Source organism: Pontibacter sp. HJ8, from assembly GCF_054824225.1.
In genome coordinates this window covers 1-12,868 of record NZ_JSYF01000088.1, presented here as the reverse complement: position 1 = coordinate 12,868, position 12,868 = coordinate 1, and the positions used below count along the sequence as shown (strand labels likewise).

The following is a 12,868-nucleotide window of genomic DNA, read 5'->3' as shown; positions in this document are numbered from 1 at the left end:
CTGCAGAAAGTGGCGAAATTCCAGCATACGCTCCCAACTCAGGATGTTGTCCTGCACCCCGTAGATGAGGAACCCGCCCATGGCGAGCCGGAGAAAAAGCACGCCATACGCTTTGTGCCGTTGAAAGAAGGCAAAGAAGTCCCTGCTTTTCATTTACCGCAGGGCACTCATCACTTTCTTTTTTTCGTAGTCAGACCCGATGGAGTTGGCCGCTTTTACTACGTCCTCGCGTAAGGCTGTGGCATCGGCAGGTATTTCAGCGGCAATGTTTCGGAGCACCTTGCTTTTTTCATAGTCGGAGCCGATGCGGCTGACAACCGGCAGCAACTCTTTGTACTGGGTGTGCGAAAGGGACTGGCCTTTCAGGATGAAGTTGATGCTCTTGCTCTTCTCGTAATCAGAGGAGATTTTGTCGATGACAGCGAAGGCAGAGGTATAGTTGTTTTGAATGAAATCAGGCTTAGCGGCTAGTTGCTCCAGTACCTTACTTTTCTCGTAGTCAGATGAGATTTTGCCGGTCTGCTCCAGCGCCATGGCCATACTTTCGTTGCTCAGGTTGGGCGTTTCCAGCAGGTGGAGCAGGGCTTTGCGGCGTTCGTAATCGGAATCAATTTTATTGCTTACCTGCAGGTAGCTGTGCACCACTTCTTTGTTGCTGAGGTTTGCGTGGGAAATCCTGCCCAGCACTTTGCGTCGCTCATAGTCGGAGTTTTCGTGCTTTTCGACAAACTGAAGCGACTGTTTTACATCGCCAGGCTTCAGGTTGGGTTGCTGGAGGAGGTGGTTGACGAAGCGCATTTTGCCATGCTCACTGTTTACTTTCTCCGCCTCTGCCAGCACGCCTTTCGCACCTGATTTCTGGTAGACGTTTTTCACCAGTTCCTCCACGCCTATACCTGAAGTGGCCATCAGGTCCGGCATTACTTGCTGCAGCCACTCCCTGCCGGCAGGCTCATACGCCACTTTTCTACCGTTCTCGGTATAGGTACGGCTCAGGTTGCCCTGGGCGTCGCTGGTAATTTCCAGGCGCCTGGTATCATCGTTGACAGAACGCATGTACTTGATGTAGCCTTTCGGGCTAATGCTCCGGATGTCCCGGAGGTCTTCGGTAAGCTGTATTTTCCCGTCGTAGTAGAGTTCCTCGCGTTTATTATCAGCTGTGTTGATGTACACGTGCCGGCCTTTCGATTTCTCGTCGGAACTGGTATAAACAAGATGAGTGCCTTTCTTTTTTGTTTTAACCGTGTCCTGCGGCATTATTTCCACGCCCGTCAGGATGTGCAAGGTTGTGGAGGCCGCCGATTGCAGGTCGCCCAGGCTGAGCATACCTGTTAAAAGGGAAGCATAAAAAATAGCGTACGTACCTTTCATAGTTTTTTTATTTTATTGATGGATGCCAGCGTGAAAAGGTTGCTTCAGCGGGTAGCTTTTTTTGCCGGCCCGCCGAAGCTTCCTCCCAAACAAACAGCACAAACTTTCTTTCATTTTATTCTGTGCGCAGCGCCTGCACCGGATCTTCCATGGCAGCACGCGTCGCCTTAAAACTTACGGTCAGAATAGCGATGGCCAGCGCCATGAGGCCGGAAGCGATAAACACCCAGGCACTGATCGGCGTGCGGTAGGCAAAGTCCTGCAGCCACTGCTGCATGCCATACCAGGCGATCGGGCTGGCGATGAGGATGGCTATACCTACCAGGAATGCAAAATCTTTGGTCAGCAGCACCACTATACCTGACACCGAACTGCCCAGCACTTTGCGTATGCCGATCTCCTTGGTGCGCTGCTCGGTGGTGAAGGAGGCCAGCCCAAACAAACCCATACAGGCAATGATGATGGTGAGCAGGGTGAAATACCCGAAGATGGTGAGCATCTTTTCTTCGGCCCGGTACTGTTTGTTAAAGCTGTCGTCCAGGAAGAAGTAGTCCATGGGGTGGGAGGGGGCAAAGCGCTGCCAGGTGCCCTGCACATGGGCCATGGTTTCTTCAAAACGGCCGGGGGCGATGCGGGCCATCAGGTAACCGCTGTTCTGCGGGGCCAGCATGAGCACGAGCGGCTCTATCTCGCTGTGCAGGGACTTGTAGTTGAAGTCCTGCACCACCCCGATCACCTTGCCCTGCGTCGTGTCGGAGAAGCCGATGCGCTTGCCAACCGGATCATCCCAACCCAGAGCTCTGGCGGCTGTTTCGTTGATGATGAAGCCATTGTCCAGGTCGGTGCTCATGTCCTTTGCAAAGTTCCGGCCTTTCTTCAGTTGTATGTCCATCAGGTCGAGGAACTCATAATCGACCCAGATGCTGTTCATGGTCTTCTCGGCCATCTGGTTGTCGCGCTCCACATTGAAGATGATAACTCCCGTGGACTCGCCCGGTATCATGGCGGTGGTCGTGGCGCTCAGCACGTTGGGGTTGCGTTGTAGTTCTGCTTTAATGGTCGGCATCCGGTTCACAATAGTGGAGTCGCCACTCGGTATGTCCACCACCAGTACCTGCTCTTTGGTGAAGCCCAGATCCTGATTTTTGAGGTAATGCATCTGGCTGTAGACCACGGCCGTGCCAATGATGAGTACCAGCGAAATGGTAAACTGCACCACGACCAGGCTTTTGCGGAGGATGGCCCCACGCCCGGACGGCGATTTGCCCGTCTTCAGTATATCGACCGGCTTGAACTGTGACAGCACCAGCGCCGGATAGCTGCCGGCTACCAGACCGATAAAAATGGCGATGCCCAGAACCACAGCGGCTAAGGCCGGATCTGTGAAATAAGTGGACGAAATCTGCTTGTCGGCCAGGCTGTTGAAGGTAGGCAGCATCAGTTCTACCAGCACCAGTGCCAGCAGGACGGCGAGCAAGGTAAGCATGACCGATTCGCTCAGGAACTGAGCCATCAGTTGCCACCGGTTGGCGCCCACAACCTTGCGGAGGCCTACTTCCTTGGCGCGCTTAGCAGAGCGGGCTGTAGCCAGATTCATGTAGTTGATCGAAGCGATGAGGAGAATAAAGATTCCGACAAAAGAGAAGATGTAGATGTAGGACTTTTTGCCCACCGGAAAGGCTTCCCACAGGTAGTCAGAGTTGAGGTGTATAGACGTCAGCGCCTGTAGCTGCAGCTCTACACGCTCGGTGGTGTTGCCACGGGCAGGCGCTACCCGGCGTTTGACAAAGTCAGGCAGTTTGGCCTGCAGTGCCGGGGCATCGGTCGCGTTCCGAAGCAGGACATAGGTATAGCTGTTGGTGCTTCCCCAGTTCCGGCTCATGTTCTGGCGTATGTCGGCAGGTATGGTACTGAAGGAAGTGAGCACGTTGGGCTTCATGTGGGCGGCATCCACCGGCTCAAAAATACCGGTTACCTTGTACGACTGACTGCCGATCCGGATGGTGCTGAACTGTGCCTGCAGGGGATTCTGGAAGAATTTGGCGGCCACCTCCCGGGAAATGACCATGGAATTGGGCTCCATCAGCGCAGTTTTCGGATCGCCCTCCAGCAGTTTGTAATCAAAGAGCTGAAAGTAGTTGCTGTCGGCCCAGAAGGTATGCTCGATCGTGATGGCTTTTTCATCGAGCCGGAGCACCTGCTTGTTCCGGTTTATCAGGCGCGTTGCGGCCTCTATCTCCGGAAAATCAGCTGCCAGCGCAGGGGCCAGCGCCGCATGGGTAACGGACGCTTTCTCCACTTCATCTTCCACGATCAGGTCATTCACGACCCGGTATACCTGCCCGTGTTTGCTGAAAGACTTGTCGTAGCTGAGCTCGTGCTGCACGTACAGGTAGATGAGTATGCAGGAGGCCACTCCGATCGCCAGCCCGAGGATGTTGATGGCAGCATATACCTTGTTCCGGGTCATGTTGCGCCAGAAAATGAGAAAATAATTCTTGATCATATATTCCGGATGTTGGCCTTTCAGCGTGATTTTTTTGAATGTATACCGGCGACTTCGGCTAGTCTTCCTGCGAAACTGACACACTTCCCAGGCCACCGCTCACGTTGATCTCGAGGGTATGCTTGCTTTTGCCGAGTGCGGGGTTGCTATAAGCGTTGCCATCCTTCTGTAGATTTCCGGCGCTGAGGCTTCCCATACCGCTTCTGCGCAGGCGTATACCGGTGCTCTTGGGCAACAGGAGCTTTACATCGCCAATGCCGCCGCTCAGATCCACCTTCAGGCTATGGTCCCAGTTTCCTCTCAGGTCCAGCACGATCTCGCCGACGCCGGCATTTACATCCAGGTCTTTTATGCGGCTTCCCCGCAGGTCGAGCTTCACACTACCGGCTCCCGTGTTCATGGAGAGCTTTTCCACTTTGCTGTTCTGCAGGGCCAGCGTGGATTCTCCGGCTCCTACCGTGATGTCCAATTCCAGGGGTGTGTTTTTGCTGAGGTTAATGTTCCAGGTATTTTTCTCTCCCTTGCTGTTGTTGTTATTTTTTAAGTCCGGCTGTTTCAGGCGAAGCTCCGTCACCTGTTTGTAACTGGTCCGGGTGGACTGCGGCTTCCAGTCTGCGCGGCCGTACTGGATGTTGGCTTCTGCCAGCACAGGGCTTTCGGCCTTTACCTGCAGGACGCCCGCCGGCATCTCCATTATGACTTTGCCTCGCTTGGCGCCATCGAGCTGCACCTTCTCCTTAAATTCAAACTTGCTTTGGGCCAGCAAAGCCTGAAGGGGCAGGGCCAGGGCAACCAACAGGAGTACCAGTTTCTGTAATGTCATGTCTTATTTGTTTATAACTATTCGGTTCTCAGGGATTTTACCGGGTTAGCGGAAGCTGCTTTTACAGCCTGATAGCTGATCGTGACCAGCGAGATGATTAGGGCAAGCATTGCGGCGAGCACAAAAATGTCCGTGCCGATCTCGATGCGGTACGCAAAGTCTTCCAGCCACCGGCGCATGGCAAACCAGGCAATGGGCCAGGCCAGGAGGTTGGCTACCAGCACCAGCTTGAGAAAGTCTTTGGAGAGCAGCGTAACAATGCGCATAACGGATGCCCCGAACACTTTGCGTATACCGATCTCTTTGGTGCGCTGCACCGTGGTATAGGAGGCCAGGCCAAACAAGCCCAGGCAGGCGATGAGGATGGCGATGCAGGAGAAGATCATAAAAATGACGCCCTTGTCCCGCTCGGCTTTATAAGTCTGGGCAAATTGCTGGTCGAGGAAAGAATACTCAAAGGGATAGCCCGGCAGGAACTGTTGCCAGACCTGCTCGATGTGCGCCACTGCCTCCCGGGTGTTGCCGTTGATGCGGACCGCAATGTTGCTGTAGTCATCAGGGGCCGATAACCGGTATACCATCGGGGAGATCTCATCGTGCAGCGATTCAAAATGGAAGTCTTCCGTCACACCGATCACACGCCCCTTCACGCCACCATACTCGAAAACCTGGTCTATAGCTTCCTGCGGGTCCTGCCAGCCGATCATTTTGGCTGCGACATTATTGATGATAAAGGCAGCCGTATCGTCGGTTGGGCGGGTTCTGTCGAAGTTCCGGCCGGCGGCCAACTTCACTTTGAACACATCCAGCAGGTCGTGGTCGACGTTGACGAACTTGATGGTCACCGAGGTCGGTGCCATGCTGTCGCCTTTCTCGACAGAAGCACCCATCGAGTTGAGCAGCCGGTCTGACGGGATGAGCAGCGAACGCCCGACACCCTCTACCTGGGCTGACTTTTTGAGCTCTGCCTTAAAGGCTTCAAATTTTGGGGTGAGTGCGGTAAATGTAGGAAGGATGACCACATTATCGGCTTCAAAGCCCAGGTCCTTGTTCTGCATGTAAATGAGTTGCCGGAACATGATGCCGGTGGCAATGATGAGCACAATCGAAATAGAAAACTGTACCACCACCAGCGACTTGCGGAGCATCGGGTTTTTGGAGCTGCTGCTCAGACTGCCCTTCAGCACAGTGGCAGGGCGGAACCGGGACAGATAAAACGCCGGGTAAAGGCCGGCCAGTCCCCCGATCAGGAAGGGCAGCAACAGGGTAAGGCCTAACAGCCATTTGTCTGTGAAGATGTTGGAAGCGATGTTCTTACCCGTGAATTCGTTGAGCCAGGGCAGGCACAGCTCCGTCAGTCCGACAGCGAGTATCGTAGCAATAAAGGCAATCAGGATCGATTCGGACAAAAACTGGAGGACCAGGTCTTCTTTTCCGGCGCCCACCACTTTGCGTACGCCTACTTCTTTGGCCCGGCTCATGGAGCGGGCCGTGCTCAGGTTGATGTAGTTGATGCAGGCAATCAGCAGGATCACAAAAGCCACAGCCGACAGGATCATTACCGTGTTGATATCCCCATTGGTTTCCATCTCCGAATCCAGGTGAGAGCGCAGGTGAATGTCGGTCAGCTTCTGCAGGTATAGGCGCGAGAAATCGGAAGGTTTCCGGTCGCCGGCGTGATCCGTGCCACTGAGATGGCGGTCCATAAAAGCAGGCAGCTGCGCCTGCATGTTTTTGGCTTCCTGCTCCGAGGTCAGCACCATGTAGGTGCCAAAAGAGTTGTTGCCCCAGTTGGTTTTCAGGTTTTCGGCCCCATACACGGCAGTATCATTCAGGGTATTGAAGGAGACCAGGATGTCCGGGTGAAAGTGTGAGTTCTCCGGCAGGGATTGAAAGACACCCGTCACCCGGGCGGTGGCCGCATCAGTGACTTTGAGCAGCTTCCCGACCGGCTCTTCATTCAGAAAATATTTTTCCACCAGCTTGTCGCTCAGCAGCATGGTAAAAGGCTCCTTTAGCGCTCTCTCCCGGCTTCCCTCCAGTATCGGAATGTCGAAGATGTCGAACAGGGCAGGTTCGGCAAACATCACCCGCTCTTCATGGAAGGTCTTCTGCTTCTCCACATTCTCGATTAGCAGGTCGGTCTGCAGCAGGCGGGCAATGGATGCGATCTGCGGGAAATCCTGCTCCAGCAACGGCCCGAACGGCGGCGCCACGTGGCCCAGGTGCAGGCTTACGCTACCGTCATTGGAAACAAAGTCCCGGGTAACACGGTAGATTCGGTCGGCCTTGGCGTGGTGACGGTCGTAGCTGAGCTCATCTTTTACATACAGGAAGATCAGGATACAGGCCGCTATACCTGCCGCAAGTCCGGCAATGTTGATGGCCGAATATACTTTCTGACGGGTAAGGTTGCGGAAGCCTGTCTTAAAGTAGTTCCGCAGCATGTTTCCGGGCGTTGAGGCTCTCTGTTACAATCTGGCCATCAAACAGGTTCACAATGCGGTGCGCATATTCGGCATCCGAAGGAGAGTGCGTTACCATCACCACGGTGGTGCCCGTATCGTTGAGCTCCGAAAGCAGAGACATCACTTCGCGTCCGTGTACGGAGTCCAGGTTACCGGTCGGTTCGTCGGCCAGTATCAGGCTTGGCTTCGAAACAGTGGCCCGGGCAATCGCCACACGCTGCTGCTGACCACCGGAGAGCTGTTGCGGGAAATGTGCGTGGCGGTGAGCGATGCCCATGCGTTCCATGGCTTCTTTGACACGCTTGTCGGCCTCGGCACGCGGAATGCCCAGGTAGGCCAGTGGCAGGCCAATGTTTTCCTCCACCGTGAGCTCATCGATCAGGTTGAAGCTCTGGAACACAAAGCCCAGGTTGTGCTTGCGGATCTTGGCGCGCTGGCGCTCCGAGGCATGGCTGATGTCCTGGCCCAGAAAGCGGAAAGTGCCGTTCGAAGGGCTGTCGAGCAGGCCCAGGATGTTCAGCAAAGTGGATTTTCCGCAACCGGACGGACCCATCACCGCCACAAATTCGCCTTTGGCAATGCGCAGATCCACACCGGCCAGAGCCGTCGTTTCGACCGTATCCGTGATGTACTTTTTTTCTAACTGCTGTGTTTCGATGATGAATTCTTCCGTGCTCATGGTATATAGAATTGTTGATTGTTAAATTGTTTAATTGTTGGGAGTTAAACTGTTGCCTTAGGTTTTATAGCTCATTCGGGCTTAACAGTTTAACCTTTTAGCCATCTAGCCTACTTCAACTCCAGCCGGTCAATGTTGCCGTAGCTGTCGTAGGAGGAGAGGACGACCTTTTCGCCTGGTTGCAGGCCGTCGATCACCTCGTAAAATTTCGGGTTCTGTCGTCCCAGTTTAATATTGCGCTTGGTGGCATAGTCCCCGGACGGATCCACCACGAACACCCAGCTGCCGCCTGTGCTCTGGTAAAAGCCGCCGCGTGGCAGTAGCACCGCTTTGCCGCCATCGTTGAGGTTCAGCCTGATCTGCAGGGTCTGACCCCGGCGTATACCTTCCGGGGTGGTGCCTTCTGCAAATTCCATGTCTACCTGGAAGGTGCCGCCCTGTACTTCCGGAAATACTTTGGCAACTTTCAGTTTATAGTTCCCGCCATTGAAGTCGAAGTTGCCTTCCAGCCCCGGGTATATCCGCGATATATAATGCTCATCAATAGAGGCCCGTACTTTATACCCTTTCATGTCATCTACCTGTCCGATGTTTTCGCCTGCCCCTTTGGATTCCCCTACCTGGGCCTTGAGTGTAGAAAGCTGACCATCGATCGGGGCCGTCACATACAGGTTGTTGAGGGTGTTGCGGGCCATGTTGATGTTGGCATCCATTCGTCTGATGGACTCATCGAGCTGGCGCAGGCGCTCGTCCATCAGCTGGGCATCCTGCTTCACGGAGCGTTCACCCAGCGTTTTGCGCTTTTTCAGGTATTCGTACTGGTCTTTGGAAGCCTCAAATTCTTCCTGAGAGATCACTTTTTCGGCGATCAGCATTTTGTTGCGGGTATAGGCGCGCTCCGCCAGGGCCAGGTTGTATTCTATTTCTGCCAGCTCATTCATCTTCCGGATCTGGTCCTGCTTCATGGTGATCTCGGAGTTCTGACGCTCGTTCATCAGGTCGTAGAGCTGCGTTTCGCGGGTCATGAAGTCGATCTGAAGGGTTGTGTTGGAAAGCTTGAGGATGGTATCGCCTTTTTCGACCATGCGGCCGTCGTCCGTATAGATCTTCTCCACGCGGCCACCTTCCGTTATGTCCAGGTAAAATGTCTTGAGCGGTTCTACGGCGCCATCAATGGCGATGAATTCCTGAAATACCCCATTCTGCACACTGCCCACCGTGATGCGTTTGCTGTCTACGTTCAGTTTGGAGGAGCGCTCGGCAAAGAGCAGGTTATAGAGTATTACCACCAGCACCAAGGCAGCACCGGCTACAAAAGCGATCTTTTTAGGAGTATATTTTTTCTTTTCAATTACGCGATCCATACCGGGAATATAATTTCTGAGTGTCGTCTCAAAGCAGTTGCCAATAAGTATGCCATGTTGTGTAACTAGCTGAATTCCAATATGCTATACATAGGTATAGCAGAAGAGCTATGTGTAAAGTGTTCGGTAACGTACACTTGTGTGTCTGTATGCGTACACTCCGAGCAGGTAAATATTAGTTGTGTTTTGGCGTTAAATAATATTACCCAAAAGGTGCAGGCTCACTTTTGGTAGTTTGAGCCAGAAAGTCTTTCTTTACCTGGTAAATTTAATTCAGCTTGTGCGTCTCATGCGGAAAATTGATTGTAACATACTGGTGGTTGACGACGAAGACGACATTCTGCTGGCCAGCAGGCTGCTGCTCAAGCAGCACTTTGCCACCGTGGTAACTACTTCTGATCCTTATAAAATACCGGCGCTCCTGCAGGAGCATCAGTTTAGCGTGGTATTGCTGGACATGAATTACAGCACCGGGGCTACCTCCAGCAAGGAAGGACTGCACTGGCTGAAACAGATTTTGATGCTCGACCCAGTTGTGAAGGTGATCCTGATGACAGCGTATGGCGACATCGAACTGGCGGTACGTGCCCTCAAGGAAGGGGCAACAGACTTTGTGTTGAAACCCTGGCAGAACGAGAAGCTGGTGGCCATCCTCCGGGCTGCCTGCCAGCAGGGCAAAGAAAAGAACCCGCGCAGCGCGGAGACTGCTGAGCAAAACCAGACGGCCTATCACTATGCCGATTTTATTGGCGTTTCGCCGGCGATGCAGCGGGTATACCAGACCATCGAGAAAGTGGCCGGAACAGATGCCAACGTGCTCATACTGGGCGAGAACGGAACCGGCAAGGAAGTCGCCGCGCGTGCCCTTTACCGAAAATCCAGGCGTGCCAGCCACGTATTTGAAAAAGTAGATTTAGGGGCGGTAAGCGAAAGCCTTTTTGAAAGCGAATTGTTCGGCCATGCCAAAGGGGCTTTTACCGATGCCAAAGAAGACCGTATCGGCCGGATAGAGGCTGCCGATGGAGGCACCTTGTTTCTGGATGAGATCGGAAACCTGACGCTGGCCCTGCAGGCAAAGCTCCTGTCTGTGCTGCAGAGCCGGCAGGTGGTCCGGCTGGGCACCAACAAGCCGCGACTGATCGATGTCCGGCTGATTTGCGCTACCAACATGCCGCTCTATGAGATGGTGCGCAAAGGCACGTTCCGGCAGGACCTGCTCTACCGCATCAATACAGTGGAGATATACCTGCCTCCGTTGCGGGAACGCCGGGAAGACATCCGGTTGCTGGCGCAGCATTTCCTGCGGGTATACAGCCTGAAGTATGGGCGCAATGGCCTGGATATGGCCCCGGGCACCATCCGGCGGCTTACCGAGTACCACTGGCCCGGCAACATCCGGGAGCTCGATCATGCCATGGAACGGGCTGTGATCCTATGCGAACAGGACGAGCTGCAGTCAGAGGACTTTTACTTTGCACCCGGTGATGTAGCCGGCAAGCGCCCTGAAAATAGTACGGTGCTGGAAACCGACTATACCCTGGAGGCGCTGGAAAAAATGATGGTGCAGAAAGCGCTCGTCAAGCATGCCGGTAACATCACGCATGCAGCCAAAGAGTTGGGAATCACCCGGACGGCCCTCTACCGCCGGATCGAAAAACATGGTCTATAACCGCTTCCGGCTTAACCTGCTGCTGCGGGTGGGGCTCCTGGTCCTGACCATTGTAGCGGCTATCCTGGTGCTCTACCGCACCGATTGGTACATGACGTCGCTGTGCCTGGTGTTGCTGCTGTTCTTTCAGCTTTACGACCTGGTGCAGTATGTGGAGCGGACCAACCGGGATATTTCCGGCTTCCTGGAAGCGATCCGCCATTCTGATTTTACGCAGCGCTTTGCGGTGAAAGGCGGCAACCCGACCTACCAGGAGTTGTACCAGGCGTTCAACGATGTAACCCACTCTTTCCAGCGCATCAAGTCCGAAAAGCAGGCGCATTACCTCTACCTGCAGGCGATCGTGGAGCACGTGGGCATTGGCATCCTTTCATTTGATGAAAAAGGGGAGGTGCAGTTGGTCAATCATGTGACCAAAGAACTGCTGCACACGCCTTATCTCCACCATATCCGGACCCTGAATCACATCAGCGAAGAGCTGGTAGAGGTACTTTTCCAGCTGGGGCATAACGAAAAGACGATGGTGACCCTACAGGTGCGGGGCGAGCAGCTCCTGCTGACCCTGCATGCCACCACGCTGGTGTCGCAGGGCAGTACGCTCAAAATCGTTTCGCTCCAGAACATTCGCTCGGAGATGGAAGAGCAGGAGCTACAGACCTGGCAAAAGCTGATCCGGGTGCTCACCCATGAGATCATGAACACGATCACGCCCGTTATCTCGCTTACCTCTACCGTCTCGCACCTGATGGAAGAGGAAGTGGCAGGCAAGCTGGCGACAGGCGGGGTGCCCGAGGAGGAAGTGCTCGAAGATATACAGGCAGGCCTGCATACGATCCGGAAGCGGAGCTCGGGCATGCTTCATTTTGTGAAGAACTACCGCCGCCTGATGCGGGTACCGACACCGGAAGTACGGACCATGAAAGTAGGGGAACTTCTCAAAAATGTGCATACCCTGCTGCAGCCGGATATGGAGGCCCATAAAGTGAAGTTTTCGATCTACCTGACCGATGAAAAGGCCGAGCTGCTGGTAGATCCGGAGCTGATCGAGCAGGTGCTCATCAACCTGATCAAGAACGGGATGGAAGCCTGCCAGGGAGTTGCAACGCCCTGTGTGGAGGTGATCGCTTACCAGGATGAGCAGGAAAGAAACCGCTTCCGGATCGATGTGCAGGACAACGGCCCAGGTATAGCGCAGGAGGAACTGGTGAATATTTTCATTCCTTTTTATACCACCAAAAAGCAAGGTTCAGGTATAGGCCTCAGCCTGTCCAAACAGATCATGCGCCAGCACGGTGGCAGCATACGCCTCAGCAGCCCTCCCGGCGGGCCTACCACGTTCAGCCTGATGTTTAAGAATTAAGAATTTTGAATTAAGAATTAGGAATGGTGGGGGAGTACTATAGCGCGTAAAGCCTCAGCCTTGGCGGCTCTCGGGCCCATTCACAACTGCTTAATCTTGTTTTCTAACACTGATCTTTAATCCTATACTGGGAAATTCATTCTTAATTCTTAATTCCTAATTCTCAATTCTCAAAGGTGTTGTTGAATGATCTGGGAGAGCTGGTGGCCGGGCACGGCGCCCGCCTGCTTCCAGACCACCTGTCCGTTGCGAAACAGCAGAAAGGTGGGTACTCCCTGTACCCGGTACTGCTGGGCTGCTGCCTGGTTTTTATCCACGTTTATTTTGATTACTTTCAGTTTGCCCGAAAAGTCTTTAGCCAGTTGCTCTACCACCGGGCTCATGGTTTTGCAGGGGCCGCACCAGTCTGCATAAAAGTCTACCAGCACCGGCATACCCGGGCTTTTGATCAGTTCAGCGAATGATTTCTTTGCCATAGTTTATCTGTATTACTTGTTTTAGTACGCACTGCAAAACGAAAGGATCAAACGGCTTCGCTTTGTGTACCGGCGCTTCTTCAGAAAAATTCTTCTCTCTCAGACCAGCGCCTATCCCGGAAGGGAACTATAGGCGGATCAGAGCGATTTAT

Annotated in this window: 9 protein-coding genes; 2 read left to right on the top strand and 7 right to left on the bottom strand. The window is 53.8% G+C overall.

Annotated features, from left to right (window positions below):
• Positions 1–153: 153 nt before the first annotated feature.
• From OB13_RS05440 to OB13_RS05415, 6 genes are all read right to left on the bottom strand, one after another.
• Entirely contained in the window at positions 154–1,371 is a 1,218-nt protein-coding gene (locus OB13_RS05440) for a hypothetical protein (RefSeq protein WP_461489136.1), read from the bottom strand.
• A 115-nt stretch (positions 1,372–1,486) separates the two neighbouring features.
• Entirely contained in the window at positions 1,487–3,877 is a 2,391-nt protein-coding gene (locus OB13_RS05435) for an ABC transporter permease (protein WP_461489135.1), read from the bottom strand.
• A gap of 58 nt (positions 3,878–3,935) precedes the next feature.
• The gene (locus OB13_RS05430; RefSeq protein WP_461489134.1) at positions 3,936–4,700 is read right to left on the bottom strand and encodes a toast rack family protein; all 765 of its coding nucleotides are present in this window, start codon (positions 4,698–4,700) and stop codon (positions 3,936–3,938) included.
• Between the two features lie 17 nt (positions 4,701–4,717).
• Positions 4,718–7,147 (bottom strand): ABC transporter permease, encoded by a 2,430-nt coding sequence (locus OB13_RS05425; RefSeq protein ID WP_461489133.1) that lies wholly within the window; start codon positions 7,145–7,147, stop codon positions 4,718–4,720.
• Positions 7,128–7,847: an ABC transporter ATP-binding protein gene (locus OB13_RS05420; RefSeq protein ID WP_461489132.1), complete on the bottom strand. Its 720-nt coding sequence runs from the start codon at positions 7,845–7,847 to the stop codon at positions 7,128–7,130. The genes OB13_RS05425 and OB13_RS05420 overlap by 20 nt, the downstream gene beginning before the upstream one ends.
• Before the next feature lie 110 nt (positions 7,848–7,957).
• On the bottom strand, positions 7,958–9,211 hold the full coding sequence (locus OB13_RS05415) for an efflux RND transporter periplasmic adaptor subunit (protein ID WP_461489131.1): 1,254 nt from the start codon (positions 9,209–9,211) through the stop codon (positions 7,958–7,960).
• Positions 9,212–9,500: 289 nt separating this feature from the next.
• On the opposite strand from OB13_RS05415, the gene OB13_RS05410 reads away from it, so the two are divergent.
• Both OB13_RS05410 and OB13_RS05405 read left to right on the top strand, forming a co-directional pair.
• A complete protein-coding gene (locus OB13_RS05410) occupies positions 9,501–10,880 on the top strand; it encodes a sigma-54-dependent transcriptional regulator (protein ID WP_461489130.1) in 1,380 nt (459 codons plus the stop codon).
• Entirely contained in the window at positions 10,870–12,240 is a 1,371-nt protein-coding gene (locus OB13_RS05405) for a sensor histidine kinase (protein ID WP_461489129.1), read from the top strand. Before OB13_RS05410 ends, OB13_RS05405 begins: the two co-directional genes overlap by 11 nt.
• A 170-nt stretch (positions 12,241–12,410) precedes the next feature.
• On the opposite strand, the gene trxA is transcribed toward OB13_RS05405, so the two are convergent.
• Positions 12,411–12,716 carry a thioredoxin gene (gene trxA / locus OB13_RS05400; RefSeq protein ID WP_461489128.1) on the bottom strand — a complete coding sequence of 102 codons (306 nt, stop codon included), beginning with the start codon at positions 12,714–12,716 and terminating at the stop codon, positions 12,411–12,413.
• Positions 12,717–12,868: the final 152 nt, after the last annotated feature.